Source organism: Faecalicatena contorta (genome assembly GCF_021531895.1).
Classification (GTDB): Bacteria; Bacillota; Clostridia; order Lachnospirales; family Lachnospiraceae; genus JAFBIX01.
Map to the genome: position 1 here is coordinate 15,465 of NZ_JAFBIX010000020.1, position 25,229 is coordinate 40,693.

22 protein-coding genes are annotated in these 25,229 nt (G+C 43.0%); 4 read left to right on the plus strand and 18 right to left on the minus strand.

What is annotated here, in order from left to right; translation table 11 throughout:
• Positions 1-94: 94 nt before the first annotated feature.
• From JQM81_RS09175 to JQM81_RS09205, 7 genes are all read right to left on the minus strand, one after another.
• Complete coding sequence (locus JQM81_RS09175) at positions 95-1,093, minus strand: helix-turn-helix transcriptional regulator (protein ID WP_235233211.1); 999 nt, start codon at positions 1,091-1,093, stop codon at positions 95-97.
• A gap of 58 nt (positions 1,094-1,151) precedes the next feature.
• Complete coding sequence (locus tag JQM81_RS09180; protein WP_235233212.1) at positions 1,152-1,289, minus strand: hypothetical protein; 138 nt, start codon at positions 1,287-1,289, stop codon at positions 1,152-1,154.
• 417 nt (positions 1,290-1,706) lie between these two features.
• Positions 1,707-2,984: a serine dehydratase subunit alpha family protein gene (locus JQM81_RS09185; protein WP_235233213.1), complete on the minus strand. Its 1,278-nt coding sequence runs from the start codon at positions 2,982-2,984 to the stop codon at positions 1,707-1,709.
• 90 nt (positions 2,985-3,074) lie between these two features.
• Positions 3,075-4,979 (minus strand): ABC transporter ATP-binding protein, encoded by a 1,905-nt coding sequence (locus JQM81_RS09190; RefSeq protein WP_235233214.1) that lies wholly within the window; start codon positions 4,977-4,979, stop codon positions 3,075-3,077.
• Between the two features lie 3 nt (positions 4,980-4,982).
• Positions 4,983-6,731, minus strand: coding sequence for an ABC transporter ATP-binding protein (locus JQM81_RS09195; protein ID WP_235233215.1), 1,749 nt, complete (start codon positions 6,729-6,731; stop codon positions 4,983-4,985).
• A 50-nt stretch (positions 6,732-6,781) separates the two neighbouring features.
• A complete protein-coding gene (locus tag JQM81_RS09200) occupies positions 6,782-7,663 on the minus strand; it encodes a YitT family protein (protein ID WP_235233216.1) in 882 nt (293 codons plus the stop codon).
• A gap of 27 nt (positions 7,664-7,690) precedes the next feature.
• On the minus strand, positions 7,691-9,847 hold the full coding sequence (locus JQM81_RS09205; RefSeq protein WP_235233217.1) for a Tex family protein: 2,157 nt from the start codon (positions 9,845-9,847) through the stop codon (positions 7,691-7,693).
• Between the two features lie 179 nt (positions 9,848-10,026).
• Between JQM81_RS09205 and JQM81_RS09210 the strand changes: the two genes are divergently transcribed.
• The 4 genes from JQM81_RS09210 (at position 10,027) to JQM81_RS09225 (ending at position 13,351) form a co-directional block, all read left to right on the plus strand.
• Positions 10,027-10,629, plus strand: coding sequence for a TetR/AcrR family transcriptional regulator (locus tag JQM81_RS09210; RefSeq protein ID WP_235233218.1), 603 nt, complete (start codon positions 10,027-10,029; stop codon positions 10,627-10,629).
• A 193-nt stretch (positions 10,630-10,822) separates the two neighbouring features.
• The gene (locus JQM81_RS09215) at positions 10,823-11,743 is read left to right on the plus strand and encodes a diacylglycerol/lipid kinase family protein (protein ID WP_235233219.1); all 921 of its coding nucleotides are present in this window, start codon (positions 10,823-10,825) and stop codon (positions 11,741-11,743) included.
• 105 nt (positions 11,744-11,848) lie between these two features.
• Positions 11,849-12,583: a glycerophosphodiester phosphodiesterase gene (locus JQM81_RS09220; protein ID WP_331473117.1), complete on the plus strand. Its 735-nt coding sequence runs from the start codon at positions 11,849-11,851 to the stop codon at positions 12,581-12,583.
• A gap of 99 nt (positions 12,584-12,682) precedes the next feature.
• Positions 12,683-13,351 (plus strand): phosphatase PAP2 family protein, encoded by a 669-nt coding sequence (locus JQM81_RS09225; RefSeq protein ID WP_235233220.1) that lies wholly within the window; start codon positions 12,683-12,685, stop codon positions 13,349-13,351.
• Positions 13,352-13,409: 58 nt separating this feature from the next.
• Here the strand turns inward: JQM81_RS09225 and JQM81_RS09230 are convergent, their stop codons facing one another.
• The 11 genes from JQM81_RS09230 to JQM81_RS09280 form a co-directional block, all read right to left on the minus strand.
• Positions 13,410-14,561: a double-cubane-cluster-containing anaerobic reductase gene (locus tag JQM81_RS09230; RefSeq protein WP_235233221.1), complete on the minus strand. Its 1,152-nt coding sequence runs from the start codon at positions 14,559-14,561 to the stop codon at positions 13,410-13,412.
• Positions 14,562-14,667: 106 nt separating this feature from the next.
• Positions 14,668-16,413, minus strand: coding sequence for an A/G-specific adenine glycosylase (gene mutY, locus JQM81_RS09235; RefSeq protein ID WP_235233222.1), 1,746 nt, complete (start codon positions 16,411-16,413; stop codon positions 14,668-14,670).
• 14 nt (positions 16,414-16,427) lie between these two features.
• Positions 16,428-17,360 carry an MOSC domain-containing protein gene (locus JQM81_RS09240; protein WP_235233223.1) on the minus strand — a complete coding sequence of 311 codons (933 nt, stop codon included), beginning with the start codon at positions 17,358-17,360 and terminating at the stop codon, positions 16,428-16,430.
• Between the two features lie 36 nt (positions 17,361-17,396).
• Positions 17,397-17,870, minus strand: a complete 474-nt coding sequence (gene moaC / locus JQM81_RS09245; protein WP_235233224.1) for a cyclic pyranopterin monophosphate synthase MoaC — start codon at positions 17,868-17,870, stop codon at positions 17,397-17,399.
• Positions 17,851-18,378, minus strand: a complete 528-nt coding sequence (gene mobB / locus JQM81_RS09250) for a molybdopterin-guanine dinucleotide biosynthesis protein B (RefSeq protein WP_235233225.1) — start codon at positions 18,376-18,378, stop codon at positions 17,851-17,853. The genes moaC and mobB overlap by 20 nt, the downstream gene beginning before the upstream one ends.
• A complete protein-coding gene (gene glp / locus JQM81_RS09255; protein WP_235233226.1) occupies positions 18,360-19,565 on the minus strand; it encodes a gephyrin-like molybdotransferase Glp in 1,206 nt (401 codons plus the stop codon). The genes mobB and glp overlap by 19 nt, the downstream gene beginning before the upstream one ends.
• Positions 19,558-20,145 carry a molybdenum cofactor guanylyltransferase gene (gene mobA, locus JQM81_RS09260; protein WP_235233227.1) on the minus strand — a complete coding sequence of 196 codons (588 nt, stop codon included), beginning with the start codon at positions 20,143-20,145 and terminating at the stop codon, positions 19,558-19,560. Before mobA ends, glp begins: the two co-directional genes overlap by 8 nt.
• A gap of 60 nt (positions 20,146-20,205) precedes the next feature.
• Positions 20,206-20,622, minus strand: a complete 417-nt coding sequence (locus JQM81_RS09265; protein WP_235233228.1) for a 4Fe-4S dicluster domain-containing protein — start codon at positions 20,620-20,622, stop codon at positions 20,206-20,208.
• Positions 20,619-22,691 (minus strand): molybdopterin-containing oxidoreductase family protein, encoded by a 2,073-nt coding sequence (locus JQM81_RS09270; protein WP_235233229.1) that lies wholly within the window; start codon positions 22,689-22,691, stop codon positions 20,619-20,621. The genes JQM81_RS09265 and JQM81_RS09270 overlap by 4 nt, the downstream gene beginning before the upstream one ends.
• 15 nt (positions 22,692-22,706) lie before the next feature.
• The gene (locus tag JQM81_RS09275) at positions 22,707-24,374 is read right to left on the minus strand and encodes a DUF4091 domain-containing protein (RefSeq protein ID WP_235233230.1); all 1,668 of its coding nucleotides are present in this window, start codon (positions 24,372-24,374) and stop codon (positions 22,707-22,709) included.
• Positions 24,375-24,397: 23 nt separating this feature from the next.
• Positions 24,398-25,219 (minus strand): carbohydrate ABC transporter permease, encoded by an 822-nt coding sequence (locus tag JQM81_RS09280; RefSeq protein ID WP_235233231.1) that lies wholly within the window; start codon positions 25,217-25,219, stop codon positions 24,398-24,400.
• Positions 25,220-25,229: the final 10 nt, after the last annotated feature.

Consider the following 25,229-nt stretch of genomic DNA (forward strand, 5'->3'; position numbering starts at 1 on the left):
ATATCTAAAATAATAGAAAAACTCCCACCTACCACAGTAAATGGGAAATTCATCTGCTCAGATGGCTGAAACCGTTATAAATACTGGTTCTCTTTCATTCTTCACTCCCATACTGCCGCATCAATCTCTGAATCTCTTCTTTCACTTGCCCGACCACTTTCTCCGGCCCCACGATCTTCGCTCCTTCACCCAGGGACATAACCCAAGAGAGGAATTGTCTGCTGACGGCTACTCGGACGCTTACAACGAAGTGATCTTCATCTTCTTTCCGCATCATGACTTCTTTTCCGAATCGGTCGATCATAACGCCGGCCAGATAGTTTTCGCATTCAATCTGGACAGTCTCTTCTTCACCATCGAACATTCCAAATAATTTTCTTGAATAAGCGCCGATGTCAAATTGTTCGAACCGCTTGCTTCCTTCTCGTTTCTCTTTGGTTAATTCGATGTGGAGCATCTTATCTACTCGGAAATGCTTGATTTTATCTTCCTGACTGTCGAATGCCACAAGATAATAATTATCATCATCCCAGGACAGTGCCCAAGGGCTAACCTGATATAAAGCCCCATCTTTTCGAAGAACCTGCTCCTTATCCACGTTCCAGTTAAAGTATTGAAATGTAATCTGCACATTGGCTGCAATTGCCTGATGAATCTGATCCACGTTATAATAGATTCCTTCATTAATCGTCTTGACCCGTTCTGTTACATAGACCTGGCGATGAAGCTGAGAGGCTTCATATTGACTGGCAAGTCCCTCAATTTTTTTGATCAGTTCATTGGACTTCTTCGCAGTGATAAATTTTGCCGATTGTACAGAATCCACCAGAAGCTTTAATTCTGCCAGCTCGAACTGTCGATTTCCGATATAGTAATAATAGGTCTTATTTTCCTTCTCCCCGATAACATCCACTCCAAAAATCCGCAGATTTTCAAGATCATTGTATAGGCTTTTACGTTCTGCGCTCACATTGTATGCCTTTAATGATTCAATAATTTCCGGCATGGTGATTCTATGGGTCTCATCTGTTTTCTCCATCAATATCTTCAAAAGATATAGAATCTTTAATTTCTGATTATTCCCTTCTGCCATAAAATGCATCCTCCTTTATATTCAAACTGATAACTTCATTTCTGATAAATCTATTGTATCACGAATACAAAGGAATGTGGGTGTAATAAGTCCCATCTTCAGGACTTATTGCAGTTATACCAAACCCCGGAAGTTCTACTTTAATTGCTTCCTTATCTGCCTCGTTATCAGACTCTTTGACCAGATTTACCTTCATCTTCCTCTCAGAATCTCTAATCTTCCATGAATTCTCTGTACTCTTCTTCGCTTGCAAATAACATATATCTTCCTTCTACATATCCCATGTAACCAGCCTGTGTAGCATATCCCTTCATTGATTTCCGACCTCCATTCATATGATAAACTCGTTTGCTTTTCTTCGTTATCATTAGTTTAGCAAATTAAAAGGGTCGAAATCTGGACTTATACGATCCCCCAACTATCAAATATTTATTGTTAAAATTTAAATTTTCTCTTTGACTTATATGAGAAAAATCTGATAAACTGATACAGTTGAAAAAATGATTCAGGAAGAGCTTGCCCACGAACGCAGACAACGGAAAAAGATTCAAGAAGAATTGAAGAGATAAAAGACGGAGGAAACAATAATTCCTCCGTCTTTTATGATTAATCTCTATTCTCCAATCATCATCTTGATGATCTCTTCGTTCGTCTCTCGCATTCCTTCTTTGCCGAGGCGTCCGATATTACTGATAGTAGCCTCAACACCTTTGGTCACGATACCATCTCCGGCGTAGAATTGCTGACCGTTAAGGAACATATTGTATCCAAGGATTCCGGCATCAACGGATGCTGCAATCTTGGCCGCACAGGAAGCCTTTGCTCCATCGCAGACCATACCGGATACGATTGCCAGTGCATTAACAACGGTGTGGATGATCTCCTGATAACCGCCGCCACAGAGATATGCGATTCCTGCGCCTGCTGCCGCACCCGCACTGACAGCTCCACAATACGCAGACAATCTTCCAATTCCGGTCTTCTGATGAATCGCCACCAAATTGGATAATGCCAGTGCACGATAGGTCTTATCTTCGTCTGCCCCTCGGTCTTTGGCATATTCCAGAACAGGAAGTGAACAGGTCATGCCCTGATTCCCGCTTCCGGCATTGATAATAACTGGAAGTTCACATCCATTCATACGTGCATCGGAGCCAGCGGCTGCCATTGCTTTTGCACGGGTTCTCACATCATCTCCGTAAGTCTTTAACAGTACAGTCCCGATATTGGCGCCATAATCACCTCGTAATCCTTCTTCTGCAATTGCCGTATTGTACTCTATCTGCCGTCCGATCACTTCCCGGATGTCTTCTATATCTACGGTGTTAATGAAGTCCCAGATACTTTCCATATCCAGGCAGCTTCTGTCTGTCAGGCCCTCTTCACTTTCGCCTTCTACCGGGACAGACAAAATCTCTTCTCCATTCTTTTCAATAAGCACGATATTCGTATGATAGTTGGCAATTCTGACTTTTGCATAGTTATCGTCTTTGCAGACTGTAACCACAATATCAAAGGTAATTCCATTGTCAATATGTTCTACTTCAATCGATGTTTCCTGCAGAAATGAGATCATCTGCTGAATCTGGTCTTCCGATACTTCTGCAATAACTTCCAACTCTTTCTCCGGTCTTCCGGCGATGATTCCGGCGGTTGCTGCTGCCGGAATTCCTTTCAGATGATTCGTGTTCGGAACGATTACACTCTTCACATTCTTAATGATACTTCCACTTGCACCAATTTTTACTTTATCAGGAATGCATCCCAATACTTCTCTTGCTTTTGCCGCTGCATAGGCAAGTGCAATTGGCTCCGTGCACCCCATTGCCGGAACCAGTTCTTCCTTCAATATCTGAACATATGCCTGATATTTTTCATCTGTTTTCTGCACAATTGTCACTCCTTTATATTTTTGTTATCACGAACTTTAACTCTATTTTTATTATAAGAAAGTTTCAACTTCGTTGCAATAGTTGTGCAATTATGCACTGATGGAATTTCCAGTATACAACTGATAATATCTTCCTTTTTCTTCAATCAGCTGATCATGCGTCCCTCGCTCAATGATTCTTCCCTGTTCCAGTACCATGATACAGTCGGAATTACGTACAGTAGATAATCTGTGAGCAATGACGAAGGTTGTTCTTCCATGCATCAGTTTATCCATACCATCTTGTACGATTCGCTCAGTTCGGGTATCAATGGAACTGGTCGCCTCATCCAGAATTAATACCGGTGGATCTGCAATTGCTGCACGGGCAATTGCCAGAAGCTGTCGCTGTCCCTGACTTAAATTCGCGCCATCCCCCGTCAGCACGGTATCGTATCCTTCCGGCAACCTACGGATAAATCCATCCGCATTGGCTAATCTGGCCGCTGCCACAACCTCTTCATCTGTAGCATCCAGTCTTCCAAAACGGATATTTTCTTTTACCGTCCCGGTAAATAAATGCGTATCCTGCAGAACAATACCGAGAGAATGCCGTAAATCCGCTTTTTTTATCTTATTTATATTAATTCCATCATAACGGATCTTCCCATCCTGAATATCATAAAAACGATTGATCAGATTGGTAATCGTTGTCTTACCAGCTCCGGTAGATCCAACGAATGCAATCTTCTGCCCCGGTTCTGCATACAATTTTACATCATGAAGTACAATCTTATCATCATTGTATCCAAAATCAACTCCATTGAAGACCACATGGCCTTTGACTTCGACATAATCTATACTTCCATCTGCCTGGTGAATATGTTTCCATGCCCATTTTCCGGTTCGCTCCGGGCACTCCACCAATGTCCCATTCTTCTCTTTTACATTGACCAGTGTTACGTAACCATTATCCACTTCCGGTTCCTCATCCATCAGCTTGAAGATTCGTTCTGCTCCCGCCATGGCCATTACGATTGCATTTAACTGCTGGCTTACCTGGTTGATCGGCATACTAAAGCTCTTATTAAAGGTCAGAAAACTTGCCAGACCCCCCAGCGTAAAGCCGCCTACTTTATTGAGTGCAAGTATACCACCCACAATGGCACAGACTACATAACTGACATTTCCAATCTGTGCATTAATCGGACCCAGAATATTGGCAAATGTATTAGCCTTATCAGCGCTATGAAAGAGTCTGTCATTTAATTCTTTAAATTCTTCTTTGCTTTCTTCTTCATGACAGAACACTTTGACTACTTTCTGCCCATTCATCATCTCTTCAATGTGTCCATTCACTGCTCCAAGATTACGCTGCTGCTCCAGGAAGTACTTTCCACTCCTTCCGGCAGCGGCTTTGGAACAGGTAATCATAATTCCGACCATAATCAGTGTTACGATTGTCAACGGAATATTCAAGATCAGCATGCTGACAAATACACTGATAATCGTAAATCCACTGTTGATAACCTGCGGTATACTCTGACTGATCATCTGACGCAAAGTGTCAATATCATTTGTATATACAGACATGATATCACCATGTGAATGCGTATCGAAGTATTTGATCGGCAGCTTCTGCATATGTTCAAAAAGGTCATCCCTCATATCCCGCAATGTACCCTGAGTTACATTGACCATGATCCGATTATACAGATAGGTTGAGATAATGCCGACTGCATAAAAGCATGCAACTCTTCCGATTGCTTTGGCAAGCGGCGCAAAATTTGGCTGATCTGTCAGCAAAAATGGCGTAATATAATCATCGATCAGATTCTTCATGAACATAGTTCCCTGCACATTTGCAATGACACCAAGGAATATGAGTATCAGAACTGCAGCACAATGGTATTTATAATTGCGGAATACATAGCTCATCAACCTTTTGAATAATTTCCCCGGATTTTTTACGTTCGATTTGACACCTCGCGGTGCTCTTCCCATTGGACCTGTCATCTGCTACTCACCTGCCTTTTCATCGAAGTCTCCGCCGCCTTGGGTCTGTGATTCATAGACCTCTCGGTAGATCTCATTATTCGCAACTAATTCTTCATGCGTTCCAAATCCATTGATCTTTCCTTCCTCCATAACAATAATGCGGTCTGCATCCTGCACACTGGAGATCCTCTGCGCAATAATCAGCTTCGTCGTATCCGGAATCTCTTCCCGGAACGCCCTGCGGATCTTGGCATCCGTAGCTGTATCCACCGCGCTGGTACTGTCATCCAAGATCAATATCTTCGGTTTCTTAAGAAGTGCTCTGGCGATACACAGACGCTGCTTCTGCCCACCAGACACATTACTTCCTCCCTGTTCAATATGCGTCTGATATCCATCCGGGAATCTCTGAATAAATTCATCCGCACAGGCAAGCACGCAGGCATTCCGGCACTCTTCTTCCGTTGCTTCTTTATCACCCCATCGCAGGTTATCCAGAATCGAACCAGAGAATAACACATTATTCTGCAGCACTACGGATACCTGATTACGCAATGCTTCCATATCGTAATCTTTAACATTGTGTCCTCCTACCAGGATCTCTCCTTCCGTCACATCATAGAGACGGCTTACCAGATTCACAAGGCTGGTCTTGGCACTTCCGGTTCCTCCGATAATTCCTATTGTCTCACCAGAGCGAATCTTCAGATTAATATCCTTCAGGACAGGTTCCTCACTGTCCTTTTTATAAGAAAAATACACATGTGAAAACTCAATACTTCCATCTTCCACTTCCAACAATGGATTCTCAGGGTTCTTAAGATCACTGGTTTCATTCAGGATTTCTGAGATACGACGAATACTGGCTGTACTCATGGATACCATGACAAATACCATGGACATCATCATCAGACTCATCAATATGTTCATGCAATACGCGAGAAGACTCATAAGTTCTCCCGTTGTCAGAGTAGTCGCCACAATCATCTTTGCACCGATCCAGCTGATCAGAAGGATACAGGAATAGACTGTCAACTGCATTAATGGTGCATTATACACCAGGTTACATTCTGCTTTTACGAAGATCCGATAGATATTCTCACTGGCTTTTTTGAACTTATTCGTCTCTTGTTCTTCTCTGACATACGCCTTAACAACACGGACCGCAGAGACATTTTCCTGTACAGATGCATTCAGTTCATCATATTTTGGAAATGCCTGTTGAAAATAACGTGTAGCATGGCTCATGATCAGCACAAGAATTGTTCCCAACAAAAGTACCGCAATCAGATAAATATTTGAAAGTCGCGCATTGATGCGAAATGCCATAATCATCGCACAGATCAGGCTGGCCGGAGCTCTGGTAAACATCCTAAGTACCATCTGGTAAGCATTCTGGATATTCGTCACATCCGTTGTCAGACGTGTAACAAGACCAGCAGTACTGTATTTATCAATATTTGAAAATGAAAATGTCTGAATATGGTTAAACATAGCTTCTCTTAGATTTTTCGCAAATCCGGCAGAAGCCTTTGCACCGAATTTTCCGCCTGCCATTCCGGCAAAAAGGCCAACCACTGCTGCCACGATCATAATTCCGCCGACTTTATAAATATGCTGGATATTTCCCGCATTGACACCATCATCAATAATCGAAGCCATTAAAAATGGAATCAGCATCTCCATCAGAACTTCCAAGATCATAAATAACGGGGTGATGATAGATACAAATTTATACTCTTTTACTTCTTTTAATAAAGTCCGTACCATCGGGCTCCTCCTTTCTGCCTGCTTCTTCTGTCTGTTCATCAAGTATATGCTTATTGAGTCTCTTCTTCCTCTCCGTAACGTACTTTTTCCATTGTAAATCCCCGTCCACGTACCTCGTTAATCTGGGTAATCGTAATAAACGCCTTTGGATCAACAGCCTGGACCATCTGATTTACAGAATATAATTTTCGGTTCGGGATAACACACAGCACACCTTTCTGTTGTTTTTCCCCATAACCAGTCTCTATATGAACCATGGTTACTCCGGCATCAATCTCTTTCAACATTCTTTCCTTAACCTCTTCGTATTTCTCAGTGATAACAAAGAGTTGAATCTGAGACTGTCCCATCAGTATGACACGGTTCATAACCAACGTCGTGAGAACAAGTGCAAGAATACCATACAAAATCTGCTCAGAATTTGAAAAGAGCACCTGGAATCCCAAGACGATAAAATCCACCACATACATCATAACTGCAATCGATACGTGGAACCATTTATTCAATACCAACGCAAGGATATCTGTTCCTCCAGTAGATGCTCCCACACGTACTACAAGTCCGATTCCTATTCCCAGCAACGCACCTGCATAGATCGTTGCCAGCATAATATTGTCAGTCAAAGTGTCAATTCCCGGGATTGCCTGCACAATCGACAAGAATACCGGATACACAATGGTACTGATGATGGTCGTAAGCGCGAACTTTTTTCCCAACACAAAAGTACCCAATATAAACAGAACTGCATTAATAATAAATACGATTACTGACAAATTGACAGGTATATAATGAGTAATGGTAAGACCGATACCGGTCGCACCGCCCATGATAATTCCGTGCGGCACAATAAACGCCCCAACTGCCAACGCAAGAATTACATTTCCTATCAGTACTCCTGCCAGAGTGAACAAGCTTTTCTTCCAATTTTTCATGATTTCATCAACCTCTCTTTCGAAAATCTATGAAATACCTTTCATTGTCAGCTGAATCCTCTTCTTCTTCAGATCTACACTCAGCACCTTAACATCTACAATATCTCCCACACTCACTACTTCCAGTGGATGCTTGATATATTTTTTATCCGTGATCTCGGAAATATGCACCAGTCCATCCTGATGGACTCCGATATCCACAAACACACCAAAGTCAATTACATTTCTGACAGTTCCTTTTAACACCATACCTTCCGTCAGATCTTTCATCTCCAGGACATCTGTCCGAAGAATCGGTTTTGGCATCTCATCACGCGGATCTCGCGCTGGTTTTTCCAGTTCCTTTACAATATCCCGCAGAGTAATCTCGCCAACTCCCAATTCCTTTGCAAGTTTCTTGTAGTCTTTGATTGTCAGTGACAAGCCCACAAGCTTTCCACCGCTGATGTCTTCTACTGCAAATCCCTGCTTTTTCAACAGCTTTTCTGCCGCCTCATAAGATTCTGGATGTACACTGGTGCCATCTAACGGGTTGTCCCCTCCCTGGATCCGCATGAAACCGGCACATTGCTCAAAAGCTTTTGGTCCAAGCTTAGCAACCTTCAAAAGCTGCTTCCGGTCAGTGAAACGTCCATTTTCCTCGCGGTAGGTTACGATATTCTTAGCTATGGTTCCTGAGATACCGGAAATATATGCCAAAAGTGGTGCCGACGCTGTATTCAAATCCACGCCGACTCTGTTAACACAATCTTCTACTACACCGGACAACGCTTCACTAAGTTTTTTCTGATTCATGTCATGCTGATACTGTCCTACACCGATGGATTTTGGATCAATCTTCACCAGTTCTGCCAGAGGATCCTGAAGTCGTCTGGCGATGGATGTCGCACTTCTCTGTCCCACATCGAACTTCGGGAATTCCTCCGACGCCAGCTTGCTGGCAGAGTATACGGATGCTCCAGCTTCGTTAACAATTACATATTGAACCTTCTCTGGAATCTCTTTTAATAATTCTACGATGAACATCTCTGATTCCCGGGAAGCCGTACCATTTCCCACTGAGATAAGCGTAATGTTATATTTCTTGATAATCTTCTTTAACAGATCCTTGGATGCCTGTATCTTCTGTGGTGTCGTTGGCGCCGTTGGATAGATGACCGTTGTCCCAATGACCTTACCGGTCGGATCTACCACCGCGAGCTTACAGCCGGTACGAAAAGCCGGGTCCCATCCAAGAACAGTCTGCCCTACGATCGGTGGCTGCATCAGAAGCTGTTCCAGGTTCTTCTTGAACACTTCGATTGCTCCATCTTCTGCCTTTTCCGTAAGATCATTGCGGATCTCCCGTTCAATTGCAGGTGCAATCAGACGTTTGTAACTGTCTTCTATTGCTTCTTTTAAGACCAAAGTTGTATAAGCATTGTCTCCATGAATCGTCTTCTTCTCGAGATATCGAATAATATCTTCCTCGGGAGCTTCAATCTTCACCGTCAGGAACTTCTCCTTCTCTCCACGATTCAATGCCAGCACACGATGACCTGCCAATCGATTCACCGGCTCTTCAAAGTCATAATACATCTCATAGACAGATTCAGCCTTCTCATCCTTCGCTGTTGAGATGAGGCGGCCTTTCTGCATCGTAATCTTACGAATCCAGCTTCGGTAATCCGCTTCATCAGAGATACTCTCTGCAATGATATCTCTTGCTCCCGCAATCGCTTCTGCAACAGTATTGACCTCTTTTTCAGGATTCACATATGCTTTTGCCTCTTCTTCCACCGGTCGGCTCATCTTCTGAAGAGTGATCACCGCCGCCAGATGTTCCAATCCTTTTTCCTTAGCAATCGTCGCCCTCGTTCTTCTCTTCGGACGATACGGGCGATACAAGTCTTCTACTACGACCAATGTCTCAGCTGCCAGAATCTGCTTCTTCAGCTCTTCTGTTAATTTTCCTTGTTCTTCAATACTGGATAATACCTGTTCTTTTTTCTCTTCCAGATTACGCAGATAATTCAATCTTTCGTATAATTTACGAAGCTGCTCATCATCCAGTGTTCCCGTAGCCTCTTTTCTATATCTGGCAATAAATGGAATGGTATTGCCTTCATCAATCAATTTGACTGCAGCATCTACCTGCCATCTCTTTACATTTAATTCTTCTGTAATCTTCTGATTAATATCCATACTGTAACCCTTTCCGCTGCATTTAAATCTCATATGCGCATTAGTAATTATTATAGCGGAATTCCCTGGAAACCGCAATGGCATACGCAATACCGAGTTCACTCTGTTTTCTTGAAAATTCATATCTCCCATGCTATAATGACAAAAGCAAAATAATTATTTCCAGAGGGAGTATAAACATGCAGCAAGTAACACAAGAACTATCCAAACAACAGTTAAAATCCAAAGAAACCAAGGACAAGATCTTTCGTGCCGCCAAGCATATCCTGCAGAAAAAAGGATACGATCAGTTATCTATCAAAAACATCTGCGAAGAGGCTGGCGTATCAAACGGAAGCTTTTATCACCATTTCAAGACTAAGGATGACCTGTTATCTTATTATATCGAAGAACAACCAAGCATTAATCCAGATCTTCTGGATCTTCCGGAAAATGCCGAAGAAGCAAAACAGACCATTATCTATGTATATTTAAACTACGTTCATTATTGTCAAGAACTTGGTGTAGAATTTATGTCCAATTACTATACCCCCAAGAACCAGTCACTCAATCCTTTGATTCGAACAGAGCGGCCCTATCCAATCATTACGGTATCAAACTATCTGCAAAAAGTAATAGATGCGAATATCATCCATCCTTCTCTGGCGCTGGAAGATATCACCACCGATATCCGTATGATCGTAATCGGCAATGTATTTGAGTGGTGTCTGAAAAGTGGGGATACAGATTTTGAGGGAAATATGAAACGTTCTCTTGAAACTTATCTGAATGGATTATTTTAATATCTTTCATTCTATGCAAAAAAAATCCTTCAAGCAAGCGGACTTAAAGGATTTTCTAGAAGGGAATATGGTAGTGAAACCATTTAACAATAATATCTTGTAACTGTATTATAACGCTACCCTTCAAATAATGCCAATTGCTTATTTTAATATGAGCTTTTTACTTATTGATAATATCTATAGGAGAACCATTATGTATACGTTCATAACCAATCCCAATGCCCGTTCTGGCTTGGGAATTCAGATGTGGAAAAGCATTGAACTCGTCTTAAAAGAAAAGAACATATTATACGAAGTTTTTTTCACCAAATATCAGCACCATGCTACCAAGATTGTCCGCCAGATTACCGCTGATCACGAACCGCATACGATTATTGTACTTGGAGGCGATGGAACGATTAACGAAGTAATCTCTGGAATCGTCGATCTGGCAAAGGTTACTCTTGGCTACATACCAATCGGCTCTAGTAACGACTTTGCCCGCGGTCTGAATCTTCCAACCGATCCTGCCAGGGCTTTAGAAAATATTCTTGCCCCCTCACACTATACACCACTCAACATCGGAGTTCTCGAATACGAAGACAAGAAACGACGCTTTGCAGTAAGCACCGGGATTGGATTTGACGCCGGAGTCTGCCATGAAGTCATGGTGTCCAAATTAAAAATACTATTGAACAAACTCAAACTTGGCAAACTAACCTATGCCGGAGTTGCACTTCACAGAATCCTTACAATATCACCAAAAAAAATGACGATCACACTGGATGACGAACGGAAAATTGAATTTGAGAAGGTATATTTTGCCACAGCCATGAATCTGGCTTACGAGGGCGGCGGTTTTAAATTCTGTCCAAAAGCCCGTCCAAATGATGATCTGCTGGATATTATCGTTGTATCAGACATGCCAAAGTTAAAGATACTCGCTTTACTTCCTACGGCTTTTAAGGGTTGGCATACACATTTCAAAGGTATACATATTGATTCCTGCCGAAAGATTGACATCGTAAGTGAAGTCTCACTTCCTATCCACACGGACGGAGAACCTGTCTTTCAGCGGAAACATATTCAGGCTTATCTGGAACCCGAAAAAATACGGCTGATCAGTGCACCTTAAGTTACGGAGGACTTTATGATGATTGGGCTTATTGTTTTATTATTTGTTGTATTCATACTTCTTTATATCTATGCAATATGTCCCCGCCTTTCACGAAAGAAAGATATGACTCACTATCGACATACGATGTTCGCTCACCGCGGATATCATTGCAAGGAAAAGGGGATTCCGGAGAATTCCATGATGGCATTTCGAGCTGCACTGGCAAATGGATACGGAATCGAGCTTGACCTTCATCTGACCAAAGACGGAGAACTTGTTGTATTCCATGACGATACACTAAAAAGGATGTGCAGCCGTCCGGATACCATTGAAAATCTAACTTCACATGAGCTAAAATCCTGTCACCTTCTGGGAACTTCAGAGACAATCCCTCTCTTCAGAGATGTACTATCTCTTGTAGATGGAAAAGTCCCTTTGCTGATTGAATTGAAGATTCCTACCTCTTCCATGCAGATCTGCGAAGAAACGCTCCGTCAATTACAAGGGTATCACGGAAGATATCTCATTCAATCTTTTAACACTATGGGAATTCGATGGTTCCGACTTCACGCACCACAGGTTTTAAGAGGCCAGCTTTCTTCTAATCTGACCGCTGACAACCAGGAAGAATTCTGGTTCTTCCGTTTTGTGGTAAAGCATCTGCTCGCTAACTTTCTCGGCCGCCCGGACTTCATCTCTTATAAGCTCAGTGATCTTCCGGTCGCCAATGTATGGATACTAAAGAATCTCTTTCATATTCCGATTGCCGTATGGACACTTCGAACACCAAAGATGTTAAGCCGCGGAAAACAGCATTTTGACATTCAGATTTTCGAAAAACCATGTGAAAATTATTAACAAACCGTGAACAAGGTTGTTGATTCAATTTTTTCATGTTATAATCCCTGTTGAACCAGGAATATGATATGTTAAGAGGCTTACAAAGGGGTCGTGTTTATGAAAGCCATAGAGAGGATAAAAAAAACAGCCAAGAAATATAGTCATGCATGGGTACTTTTATATGCATTCATCTATATGCCTTGGTTTTTGTATTTGGAAAATAGAACCGGAGTCGATTACTTTTGGATTCATTCACCACTGGATGACTATATTCCTTTTGTAGAATATTTTGTCGTTCCATACCTGTTATGGTTCATGTTTATTATTGCAACTGCCACATACCTGTTTTTTACAGATAAAAAAGGATTCTATCGCTTTGCCGCATTTTTAATTACCGGTATGACGCTTTTCCTGATTATCTGCACAGTATTTCCAAATGGTCAGCACTTGCGTCCGACTACATTTGCAAGAGATAGCATCTTTGTTGATCTTGTAAAATATGTCTACTCAAAAGATACTTCAACGAATGTACTGCCAAGCATCCATGTATTCAACTCCATTGGCGCATGTATTGCAATTGCTTATGATGAACGTTTGAAGAAGCATCGTCCGATTCAATGGGCTGCTTATATCCTTGCTGTTCTGATCATTCTGTCAACAGTATTCTTGAAGCAGCATTCTGTAACGGATGTAATCGCTGCCATCGCGATGGCATGCATTATATATCCATTTGTATATGCGACACAGGAAAGGAAAGTACCAAAGCTTTCTCATCAGCCGATCTAAATATATGTATAATAAAATGCCAGCCCTGCATCATGCAGCAGCTGGCATTTTTCATATCTTAGAGCATCTCGATAAATGCTGCAATTCTTGTATTCAACTGACCAATGTCTGCCTGGGAATAGTCTGTCTCTACATTGATATAAGGAATTCCCTTCTTTTCATTGACAAATCTGCGGATTGCCAGGGTCTCCACATTGTATGTATGACAAGCCTGAAGTGTCATCTCCACAACGCCGTCAGCTTTGTACTCGTCAATCAGTCTTCCGAGAAGATCCAGACGGTTCGGATTTGGAGTCATAACAGAACATCCAATATTCAGATAACGTCTTGCCAATGCATCATATACATCTGGGTTCTCTTCGTCTACCAGTTTATCAATAGATTTTGCACCGCTGCAGTTCTCAAAAGCAACAACGACACCGCCATTATCTTCCACTGCACGGATAACCTTTTCTGTAGCTCCACCGATTGGGCATCCTGTAATGACGATACGTGGTTTTTTCTCCAGCATCTTTCCTTCTGCATACTCTTTTTCAATCTTTTCAACCAAAGCATCTGTCTCTGCCGGAATTGCTTTTCTGTCAAACTTGAATCCACTTCCGTACAATACTTTAAACAGGTCATGTCCCGTGATTGGAGCCGGATCATGTCTCATCACTTCATACAGTCGCTTCAGAGATCTGCGGACTTCGTTATTGACTTTAATGGCCTCTCTTACATCATCCTCCGTAATTGTAACATCGAATTTTTTCTCCAAGTATTCTTTGAAACGAATAATCTCACTCTTCCATAATTTTAATGATTCTTCACTTTGAGTATTCGGCAACTCCATAATAAATATATCCTTGAACTCAGACATATACTCATACATCTTCTTCTTACCGTCACAGGTTGTCTCTCCGACTACAACATCTGAAAAATGGAAGAAAGGACATTTATCCGTCTTGGCAAATCCATAGCTAGACTTGATCAATGGACATAGATTCTTCGGCAGATCCTTCTCTGCATCAGGAATTGTCTCATCTGAAGTGGAGCATAAGCCTACAGTAGCAGCCCCCATAGCCATTGCAATCTCTTGTGGAAAATACGTGCAATAAGCTCCTACTACCGGAACTCCCTGATCTTTTAACTTCTTTACTGCCAGAAAAGAATTCTTTCTCTGTTCTGCAAATTCTTCGAATACCTCTGGTAAATCTTTGATAACTTCCATTACATTTCCTCCTTAATCATCACTCAAAACTACTATTATCATACCACTTCCACAAAACAAGCTAAAATCGAAAATATTGATAACAGCATTTATATATAGTTGTTTTCTATATATCTTTTTTTATGCCCGCATAACGGGTATATGCTTCAAATGCAGATGGAATGGAATATTTCTTCTCTATCTCTTCTGGATGAATAAATAAAAATGCTTTCTCATTGGTTTTCTCTAACTCATCTACAACAATCTCATATCCTGACATATGCCATTCTATATGACTGAAAATATGCTTTGCATCTTCCAGCTTCTTTATCCGAACTGGCATGAGACCAATCTTTTTACTGTAGGCCGTCACTTCCTCCATCGTCAGGTGGCCTTCTTGGTTCGGGAATTCATAGAGTCCGGCGAGGAGACCTTTGGAAGGTCTTTTTTGAATGGCAAGCTTTTCTCCGTCCTTGAATATAAGTACTGTCTTGTCTTCCATCTTACGTGCCTTTCCTTTGCTTTTTACCGGAATCTCCGCTATCATCCCCTGTTTTCTTGCCTCACATAGATGTGCGACTGGGCATTCGGTACATTTTGGTTCCCCATTAGGCACACAGACAAGTGCACCCAGTTCAATCAATCCCTGATCAAAATCGCTGGCTGCCCCCTCTGGAATCACATGTTCCAGTTTCTCTTCTATCTTACTTCGTACGCTTTGCTTCATAATATCTTCTCTGCTGCCCATCAGTCGGGAAATGACTCTCAATACATTGCCATCTACTGCGGGTTTTGGAAGTCCAAAGGCAAATGCACTGATAGCACCTGCCGTATAATTTCCAATACCTTTCAGAGAACGAATCTCTTCAAAGGTGTCTGGGAACTGTCCCTGATAGTCTATCATAATCTGCTGTGCAGCCTTCTGCATATTTCTCACACGATTATAGTAGCCCAGTCCTTCCCAGAGTTTTAATAACTGATCTTCTTTTGCTTCAGCCAGATCCTTCACCGTTGGCAGTTCTCTTAAAAAGCGTTCATAATAAGGCTTTACTGCCTCAACCCGCGTCTGCTGAAGCATAATCTCTGATACCCACACGCGGTAAGCATCCGGATGATTTCTCCAGGGAAGATCACGCTTATTCTTCTGAAACCATGTGACAATTGGAGATACCATCTCATATAACGCAGGATTTTCTAATACTACCGGAACTTTATCCGCAATAGCAATTCGGTCACTGGAGACCTCACAGTCATATGCCAACACATGTACTCCTGCCCTGGCGGCATCTCGAAGCGCCTCTCCAAACGCCGGATGTGTGTCCATATTCGGCGTAAAATACCGGACATCCTTCATCTGAATCACGAAGAACACGTAAGCTTCGTATCCTTCTTTGACTGCCGCCTTCAACTCTTCCACATGTTTCACCGCCCGGTCACTCGGCGCATCCGGAAAACGTACAACACCATCTTGCTCCAGCGTCACGCCCTTTACTTCTATAAAAATCCGTTTTCCATCTGCCTCGACATACAAATCGAACCGAGAATTGCCATACGTAAACTCCGGCTGTATTCTGGTAATATTTTCAAACAAATGACCTGCTTCCAGCCATTCTTTTACTACCTTATTCGGAATCTGGGAATCCATATTGACCATCCGGCTGCCTTTCTCTACCGCGATCAGATCCCATTTCGTCTTCCGGCCAGGATTCTCTGATTCCTGTAAATATACTCTTACCCCTGTCTGAAGTAACTCCGCACAGCGTCCGGTATTCTTCACATGGACCGTCTCTTTCCTTCCTTCTATCTCTACATATGCAATAAAACGATTGGGACGTTCTAAGAACGTCCCTGGTACCATACGATCATATATCATCTGTACTCTACTCCTTACTTCCCTCCACAATCTGAAGTATCGCCCAATAGAATCTGTATCCCATGCTTCAGATGTGGCAAGATATATTCCAGGCTCTCTCTGACTGCCTTTTTACTTCCCGGGAGATTCACAATCACCGTCTTATTCCGAATGACGGATGCTCCTCTTCCCAGCATTGCTCTTCCAGTAATCGACAAAGAATACATACGGATTGCATCTGCGATTCCAGGTGCATTTCTAGTCGCCACTGCCATAGTAGCCTCTGGTGTCCTGTCCCTCTCGGAGAAACCTGTCCCTCCGGTGGTCAATATCAGGTTCACCTGTCTTCCATCTGCCAGCCGAATTAATTCCTGCTCAATCTGTTTCTGCTCATCTGGAAGAAGCAGTCGTTCCACCACGCGGTATCCGGCATCTTCTACCATCTCACAGATCAGAGGCCCGCTCGTATCCTCACGCTCTCCCTGCGCACCCTTGTCACTCAACGTAACAACTGCCACTGTGTAACGTGTGTCCGCCCTTTCTATGATCTTCATCTCGTCTCCGACAGAGATGGTACCGCCACGAATTACTTGGGCGAACACTCCCTGCGTCGGCATGATACACTCTCCCATCTTCTGATAGATCTGACAATGCGTATGGCATTCCTTTCCAATCTGGGTCATCTCCAGTATCACATCATTACACTGGAAGGTAGTTCCTACCGGTAATTCTCTAAAATCAAATCCTTCGACCACCAGATTCTCTCCAAACGCACCAGATTCTACATCCGCCCCTCTTTGATTAAATTCATCTATCTTCTCTGCGGAAAGCAGACTTACCTGTCTATGCCAATTGCCCCCATGGGCATCCCCACAGATTCCAAATCCCTCTTCAAACTGTGCAGTTTCCACATTTACTTTTTGAATTCCTCTTCGGTCGCTGATGCAGACCGCTCTTACGATTCCCATGCCTCTCCTCCTAATCTCAGACATTCCTCTGCTTTATTATAAGATATGGATGTCACCACTCTTGCCTCCTGTCTTCTTACACAGATGAATGTCCCCGATTTCCATACGTTTATCAATCGCTTTGCACATATCATAGATTGTCAGAAGCGCCACACTGACTCCTGTCAATGCCTCCATCTCAACCCCTGTCTTTCCTGATACTCTTACCGTACAGACAGCCTCCACCTCATAGCTGTCTCTGAGCATATGAAAGTCAATCTCGGACTTTGTAATCGGGAGCACATGGCATAACGGAATCAGATTCGATGTCTGCTTTGTTGCCATGATTCCTGCAACTCTGGCAACTCCTAATACATCTCCTTTTTTGGCAGTTCCATTGACAATCTCTGCATATGCTTCCGGACTTACCTTGATTCTTCCACTTGCGACCGCCTCTCGATCCGTCACATTCTTCTCCGTTACATCTACCATAATGGCATTTCCTTTTTTATCAAAATGTGTCAGTTCCATCTTTTTCCCCCATATCTATCATCTTTTCTAAGATCAGATCAATCTCTTCGAATCCTGCCGTTGGTTCTGCATATTCCTCCGGCCCCCAATCTGTTACGATCAGAAAGCGCCCTGCTGGATTCGATACCGGATCATGGGATATCTCTTTTCGAATAACTTCAATCTTAGGATAGCTGCTGTTTTTTAAACCTTCCATCAAGATTACTTCGGCTTCTGGGAATTGACGGATCAATTCTTGTTCCTGTTCCCCACAGCCTTCCTTATGTACGGATATCCGATAATCAGAAAACACAGCAGTTCCATAGGCACCGGCCTGATGAAAACGGTAGCTGTCTGTTCCCGGAACATCACTTATGAAATCATGCCCGTCATGCTTTATAACGGCGGTCTTGATCTTCCGTCTTGTCAGCTCTTCCACCAACTTCACAATTAGTGTAGTCTTTCCAGAATTCTTCACTCCGCACACTGCAACAATCATCGGTCCCTTTTCTATAACATCACGACCCATACTCGATCTCCTTTATTCAATCGCTCGGTTCCTGCCGGAATCTCAATCATACAATTACATCCACACATGGAACTTAAGATTCCAGAGGCATTCGATCCGTCCGCAATCCTTACATATCCATTATTATAATGCGCACGTACATATCTTGTCACGCTACTTTTCTTTGGAAATTCATTTTCAGCAACTGCATGTACTCGTTTCAGCTGCAGATCAGTCCTTCCAGACATCTTTGCCAGTACCGGACGGACCAGAAGTTCGAGATTCGCTGCTGCACCATACGGATTTCCAGACAGGCATATCAATAATTTACCATGATACTGCGCACATAATGTCGGCATTCCAGGCTTCATGGCAATTCTCCAGAATAGCTTCTCACAAGACAGTATTTCCAATACTTCATGCATAATATCCTTTTTCCCGACAGATACTCCACCTGTTGTGATGATAATATCCGCTCTCTCTGCTGCCTGTTCTATCTTCTTTGCCGCAAGTCTGGGGGCATCTCCTACACGCTCCCTGTAGGTGACATCCATTCCCCAGGACAACAATCGGGTTCCCAAAGTATAGAGATTGGAATCATAGATTTTCCCAGGAGATAATTCTTCACCCGGGAGCAGGATCTCATCCCCAGTCGTAAGCAATGCAACTTTTACTTTTCTGTAAACGGGTATCTGCTCCATGCCAAGGCTTGCCAGAACTCCTGCTTCTACCGCGCCAAGCATTGTCCCTTCTGACAAAAGTTTCTGCCCTGCTTTATAGTCTTCTCCTTCCATGCAATAATTTTCATAAGGACGGATTTCCTGATAAACTGCGACCACATCTTCACCATAATCGGTATCTTCCTGTCCTACAATACAATCTGCTCCCTCTGGAATCAAAGCCCCTGTCATAATCCGAACAGCCGTGTTCTCTGACACATACTCTCTTGCCACATGCCCTGCAGTCACTTCTTCCAACACTTTAAGATATACCGGATGCTCTCTGGTCGCTTCCTTTAGATCTTCACTTCGGACTGCATAGCCATCCAAAGGAGAACGTGGAAACGGCGGCTGATTCCTCGTCGCTGTGATATCTTCCGCCAGAACTCTTCCAGTGACATCCCACAAGACGATCTTTTCAGTCTCCTTAATCTGCTCCACTCTCTCAAGCAGAAGTTCCTGTGCCTGCTGCAAACTTAATCTATTCATACTCTTCTCCTCTTGTCAACATTCGATATTCCGCAAGTGTATTAATATTCAGAAGCATCTTTCTTATATCCGGGTATTGTGATACTTCTACAAAATAGACGGGCATACGTTTTACCGCATCTTTTACACGATAATTCCCAATCTGAATCTGTTGTTCCAGTATCTTTGCCGCCTCTTTCCGATAAAGAGCTGCTAATGGATGCATCTTTCCTTCTGTTAACGGAACAACGCCAAAGCTTTGAGGCTTCAGAAACTGTTCCAGAAAATAATATAGTTTCATCTCAATCAATGGCATATCACAAGGCGCCGTCATTATAATCTTATTTCTGCTGTTTTGAAGTCCTGCATGAAGACCCCCTATCGAACCACACCCCATATACTTGTCTAGCACAATCTTACAGCCTTTATATTCTTTATGGACTTGATTCCCATAAGAAATCCAGATATTCCGGGCCTCTTTCTTAAATTCATTAACCAGACGATCTACAAAGGACTCTTGCCGATACATGAGATTTCCTTTATGAATTCCATTCATTCTGCTGCTCTTTCCGCCTGCAAGAATCAACCCATCAGCCTGCATCTTTATCACCTCCATCTCTGTAAATAATAAGGAGTTCCGCTTACGGAACTCCTGGGGCCTTTATTCTATTGTCAGAGCTTTTGCACAGCATACCCTGACGCAAGCCGGCTCTCTTCCCTGCCGAAGCCGCTCGATACAGCCGTCGCATTTCTCCATCTTGCCATGTGCATTGTATCGTATCGCCTGATTCGGGCAGACAGATTCACAAGTCCTGCAGCCAATACATTTCTCCTGATCGACAAGTACAATATCATATTCTTCCTCTCGATAAATTGCACCAGAAGGACAGGCTATCATACACGCTCCACACTGAATACATCCCACGCAGACTTTCTTCTGCAATCCATCTTTTACACTCGTCTTAATTGTTCTATAACTATAAGCGTCCTCTGCCTCCGGCGGATTATGTTCTGCAATACATGCCACATAACAAGCATAGCAGCCAATACATTTTTCCTGATTCAATCTCATCTTCATGACTCTTCTTCCACTCTCTCAATCCTGCAAAAATAACTTCTGTATCCCGGGAAGCCTGATATTGGATCGAGATAATCTTTCCCAATCAATTCATTGGCATCTCCCTTTGGATTGCCATGATAGATATTGACCACTCCCGGCTTTCCTGCAATCGTATAGGCAGCAATTCCAACCATCTCTCCAGATGGCGATACTACTTTTACAGTTGCTCCGTCCTTAATATGATATTTTTCCCCATCCTCAGGATGGATCTCTACCAGTGTTGCTTTCTCTATATTCGAAAGCCATGCCATTCGATAGACTCTTGCATGGAAAAATTGTGGTTTGCGGTTGCCCGTGCTTAAAATCAATGGATATTGATTCCTGTCTATCTTCGTTTCCGCCCGATAATCATGGTATACCGGAAGCCCTTCATAGCCATGACTTTCCCGGTATCTCTCCAATACCAGCGACTTCAGCTCCACTTTTCCGGACGGGGTATGAAGAGGTGCTGATTCATAGGTCTTCACCACTGGCGGGAACAGATTCTTTCCCTGCATTCCCTGCGGATGATTCTTCAATTCTTCCAGCGTAAGGCCGGATGGCTCGAGAATATGCTGCATATATGCCTCATATCCATTCTCCAGGGCTTCATCCTTTAATCCCATTTTCTTCAACAGATCTATAATGATCTCAATGTCATTTTTCGCTTCGCCGACTGGTTCAATGGCCCGATTCGAAAGATAGAATCTTCCTCCTTTTCCAACGTGCACTTCTTCTCTCTCGTAAGAAGTACATGCCGGAAGTACCAGATCCGCGGCATTCGAAGACTCTGACATAAATAATTCCACATTCACATAGAAATCCAGCTTCTCGAGCGCCCGCTGAAGATGTTCCGGCTGCGGCCACATACGATGGTTCAGCCCCATCGCAAATACTGCTTTGATTGGATACGGTTTCTCTTCTAATATGTAATCCGCGAGCTTTGTACACTGTGCTTCATCACAGGACAGGTCGAACCACACAGGGAAATCCTTCTGCCCGATTGCTTCGATTCCATCGAAGCGTCTGACCCTGCCAAATTCATTTGCCAAAGAAGAGGGGCCCGGCTGTGTCCGGTTTCCGCCTTCCACGTCATAATTACCGGTAATCGCAATCAGCGAAAATACCGCACGGTAGTTCTGCACTCCGTTTATATGATGCACGATGGGCGAGGCAGAAAACATCACACTTGCCGGACCATTTCCGGCATAAGTTCTTGCTGCCAGACGAACCTGAGCTGCCGGAACTCCGGTAATCTTCTCAGCCTCTTCCGGGACAAAGTTCTGTACATACTCCCTATATTCTTCAAATCCATAGACATAATTCTCTACGAATTCCTTATCATACAATCCCTCTTCTATGATGACTTGTGCCATGGAAAGGGCCAACGCGCCATCCGTTCCCGGAATAAGCTGCAGGTGAATATCTGCATCATGAGCCGTCACAGAATGTCTGGGATCCACTACAATAATTTTAGCCCCTCTTTTTTTCAGCCCTTGATAAGTCCCACTCATAGGCGTATTAGAATGGTATAGATTCGAACTCCAGACCAAAAGTGTCTTCGCATTCTTCATATCCGGTCCACAGATTCCGTTCCCGTACAGTGAACGCCATGCGAGGGCTGCTGCCTGGAAGCAGGTACTGGATTCCGTGCAATAATTAGGAGAGCCGAATGCATTTGCCAGACGCAATAGCGCTGGCCGGTACCATTTCGGATATCCTGCATAGAATACAACCGATTCTGGTCCGGATTCCTTACGGATCCGCAGGAGATTCTCGGCAATCATTTCATACGCTTCCTCCCAGGATATACGTTCGAACTTTCCCTCTCCTTTTTTCCCTACACGCTTCATCGGGTATAAGATGCGGTCTTTGTTATATACATATTGCTTAGCTGCAGCCCCTTTGGCGCACATGCCGCCAGACTGCATGGGAGTATTACGTGCACCTTCTACGGATACCAATTTTCCATCTTCAACATAGGTATCCACTTCACAACAGCTACCGCAGGTAGAACAACTTGTTTTTACAACTTTCATCTCGGACATATCTCGCCTGCTTTCCTACTTTTTACTCGTATATTTTGCAATCTCACGGTTTATCCGGTTACGCAAGGTAATCAGATACATATCTGATTTCGGATATTTCTTAAAAGTCAACGGCTCTGCCAATTCCCCTTCTATCACTTCCATGACGTGTTCCTTACTGGTCAGAGATTCCAGCAATTCTAACGCCCTTAAGTCTGTAAGAGCCTCATAATGAACCATCATACGGATGGATTCTTCTGGGAAACCATCTGCGCCAGGATATACCAGAAATGGATCTCCTGCCGGAAATGCATTATCTGCATCTGTCACTTCATATGGATTGATATGTTCAATCGAGAACTGACTATTGTAGAAGTTATAACCCCAGTGCAGGATTCCGATAATATCATACTTATAAAGCTGCAGGCCATAGATCCGGTTCCTTGCAGACGGCATGGACATAAACCGGTTGCTGACTTCATAGAACTGTCCGGTGCAATAATAGATCCACATATCTGTAAGTCCATGCTCCAGGAATTCTTCAATCTCGTTATTTCCGGGAATTGGCTTATCAATCAATCCATGTCGGTAGAATTCATAACTGGACAGTGCATCAAATGTATGGAATCCATCCAGCATATTTCCAAGAGATTCCTTTGCTGCCTTATAGCTTTCCAGATCTTCTTCTCGAGGTTCATCTGAGATATGGAAATACGTCACATCTGCAATCTCCCATTCCCGAAGCTTTGCGATCAGTTGTGGCAGAAAACTCTCCAGGAATCGGGTATATTCCCCCACTGCCGGTGTATGCCAGCCGAAGATCTTCTCTTCCCTGCCATCTACCATAGCAACAACTTTCGGTGCATACTTTGCTCCCCACTGGGAGAATAAATGTGACATCTCAAAATACTCGATTCCACACTTCTTGCACAGATCAATCCAACGCTTCATCTTATCAAAGCCGAAATAATATTCTCCATCTTTTACTTCTACCTCGATCAACTGAGTCGTTGTACGCTCAAGTCCGATCGCAGTATCCAGAGGAGAGGTAAAAAGGGGCGTCAGCAACATGTTACAGCCACGTTTTACATACTCATGAAAATAATTCTCCAAAATCTGCCAATGCTCTTCCGAGAACACTTCTACTTGATAATAATCCGCCAGGCAGTCGGCATGCATCCATTCTGTATGCATAATGGTCTGCTTTGGCAGAGTGACAGCATATACCGTCAGTTTTTGCACAACGGAGCATACTACTTTTCCTTCTTTTACAAGCTGAACTTCTATCTCATATTCTCCGGCTTCTATCTCTTCTGTCACCTCGACATCTACCCAGAGGCTTCTCCATTGATTGGAACATACGATTGCTTTACCATCTTTCAGGTCTCTTAGAAGATCCGGATACAAGCCAGAGGTTGTCTTCAGATAATTATCATCTACAATTCCATTGGTCGCACGTCCGACCGGAACCTGTTCTACGGTTCTCACACGCACATGCTCTGCAATTGGTGACACAACTTGAACTGCCAAGCGCTCTCTCATAAAGAAGTCTCCTGTGTAAGCCACCTGGAAAGACACCGTCTCACCCCAGAGTGCACTTAACACCTGGCATTCTGGACGATATACCGGAGTCTCGTCCTGAAAGACCTTCACTAAAGAACTAAGTAATTTCATTTCATATTTGATTTCTGTTTGTCTGTGCATCTCTTTTCCCCTCGTTTCATTTACTATCCTTTCATACCACTTAAAGTGATACCTTCTTTGAACTTACTCTGCATAAACAGATAGAATATAAATGGCGGCAGAAAGTTCACAACTGCACATGCCATCGTAAGACCTACGTCTGTATTAAACTGAGTCTTCATCATACTTAATGCCAACGGCAAAGTCTTCATCTCCTGCTTTGTAGATGCAACCAATGGCCACAGGAAATTGTTCCATGCTCCCACAAACGTAAAAATCGCCAGCGCAAGAACTGAAGACTTTACTAACGGCAGGACCACTTTAAAGAATATTTTCAGATTGCCACACCCGTCAATCTTTGCAGCATCAATCAAATCAGCCGGGACATCCAGAATTGCCTGACGCATGATAAATACACCAAATGCCGTAGGAAGCGGCAAGATTAATGCCCTATATGTATTCAACCATCCCAGGCCCTTTGTAATCAAAAACAAGGGGACAATGATAACTTCTGACGGAACAACTAATGTCAAAACCAAAAACAGGAATATCTTATCATTCCCCTTAAAATTCATTTTTGCAAATGCATATCCTGCCAATGAGCATACTGTAACGGTCAGAATCACTCCGGCAACCGCTACAAACACACTGTTAAAAATATACCTTTCAAAGTTATTCATTGCGAATATCTTCTGGTACTGTATTAATGATAACTTATCCAGCGAAAAATCAAAATCATAGGCATTGATCGTAGATTTAAAAGACATCATGAACATATATACAAACGGAAATATGCTTACAATAATAATTACGATCAAAAGTGCGTCTGATATTATATTTTTTAATCCTTTTTTTACTAATTCCATATTTCCCTCG

Excerpts from the sequence above, each read along its gene's own strand:
- JQM81_RS09240 (WP_235233223.1), bottom strand. The coding sequence starts at position 17,360 with ATGGGAATCGTAAGAGCGGTCTGCATCAGCGACCGAAGAGGAATTCAA.
- JQM81_RS09175 (WP_235233211.1), bottom strand. The coding sequence starts at position 1,093 with ATGGCAGAAGGGAATAATCAGAAATTAAAGATTCTATATCTTTTGAAG.
- JQM81_RS09180 (WP_235233212.1), bottom strand. The coding sequence starts at position 1,289 with ATGAAGGTAAATCTGGTCAAAGAGTCTGATAACGAGGCAGATAAGGAA.
- JQM81_RS09225 (WP_235233220.1), top strand. The coding sequence starts at position 12,683 with ATGAAAGCCATAGAGAGGATAAAAAAAACAGCCAAGAAATATAGTCAT.
- JQM81_RS09275 (WP_235233230.1), bottom strand. The coding sequence starts at position 24,374 with ATGCACAGACAAACAGAAATCAAATATGAAATGAAATTACTTAGTTCT.
- JQM81_RS09195 (WP_235233215.1), bottom strand. The coding sequence starts at position 6,731 with ATGGTACGGACTTTATTAAAAGAAGTAAAAGAGTATAAATTTGTATCT.
- mutY (WP_235233222.1), bottom strand. The coding sequence starts at position 16,413 with ATGATATATGATCGTATGGTACCAGGGACGTTCTTAGAACGTCCCAAT.
- JQM81_RS09205 (WP_235233217.1), bottom strand. The coding sequence starts at position 9,847 with ATGGATATTAATCAGAAGATTACAGAAGAATTAAATGTAAAGAGATGG.
- mobB (WP_235233225.1), bottom strand. The coding sequence starts at position 18,378 with ATGGGTCGTGATGTTATAGAAAAGGGACCGATGATTGTTGCAGTGTGC.
- JQM81_RS09210 (WP_235233218.1), top strand. The coding sequence starts at position 10,027 with ATGCAGCAAGTAACACAAGAACTATCCAAACAACAGTTAAAATCCAAA.
- JQM81_RS09270 (WP_235233229.1), bottom strand. The coding sequence starts at position 22,691 with ATGTCCGAGATGAAAGTTGTAAAAACAAGTTGTTCTACCTGCGGTAGC.
- JQM81_RS09200 (WP_235233216.1), bottom strand. The coding sequence starts at position 7,663 with ATGAAAAATTGGAAGAAAAGCTTGTTCACTCTGGCAGGAGTACTGATA.
- mobA (WP_235233227.1), bottom strand. The coding sequence starts at position 20,145 with ATGCAGGCTGATGGGTTGATTCTTGCAGGCGGAAAGAGCAGCAGAATG.
- moaC (WP_235233224.1), bottom strand. The coding sequence starts at position 17,870 with ATGGAACTGACACATTTTGATAAAAAAGGAAATGCCATTATGGTAGAT.
- JQM81_RS09220 (WP_331473117.1), top strand. The coding sequence starts at position 11,849 with ATGACTCACTATCGACATACGATGTTCGCTCACCGCGGATATCATTGC.
- JQM81_RS09230 (WP_235233221.1), bottom strand. The coding sequence starts at position 14,561 with ATGGAAGTTATCAAAGATTTACCAGAGGTATTCGAAGAATTTGCAGAA.
- JQM81_RS09190 (WP_235233214.1), bottom strand. The coding sequence starts at position 4,979 with ATGACAGGTCCAATGGGAAGAGCACCGCGAGGTGTCAAATCGAACGTA.
- JQM81_RS09280 (WP_235233231.1), bottom strand. The coding sequence starts at position 25,219 with ATGGAATTAGTAAAAAAAGGATTAAAAAATATAATATCAGACGCACTT.
- JQM81_RS09215 (WP_235233219.1), top strand. The coding sequence starts at position 10,823 with ATGTATACGTTCATAACCAATCCCAATGCCCGTTCTGGCTTGGGAATT.
- glp (WP_235233226.1), bottom strand. The coding sequence starts at position 19,565 with ATGAATAGATTAAGTTTGCAGCAGGCACAGGAACTTCTGCTTGAGAGA.
- JQM81_RS09265 (WP_235233228.1), bottom strand. The coding sequence starts at position 20,622 with ATGAAGATGAGATTGAATCAGGAAAAATGTATTGGCTGCTATGCTTGT.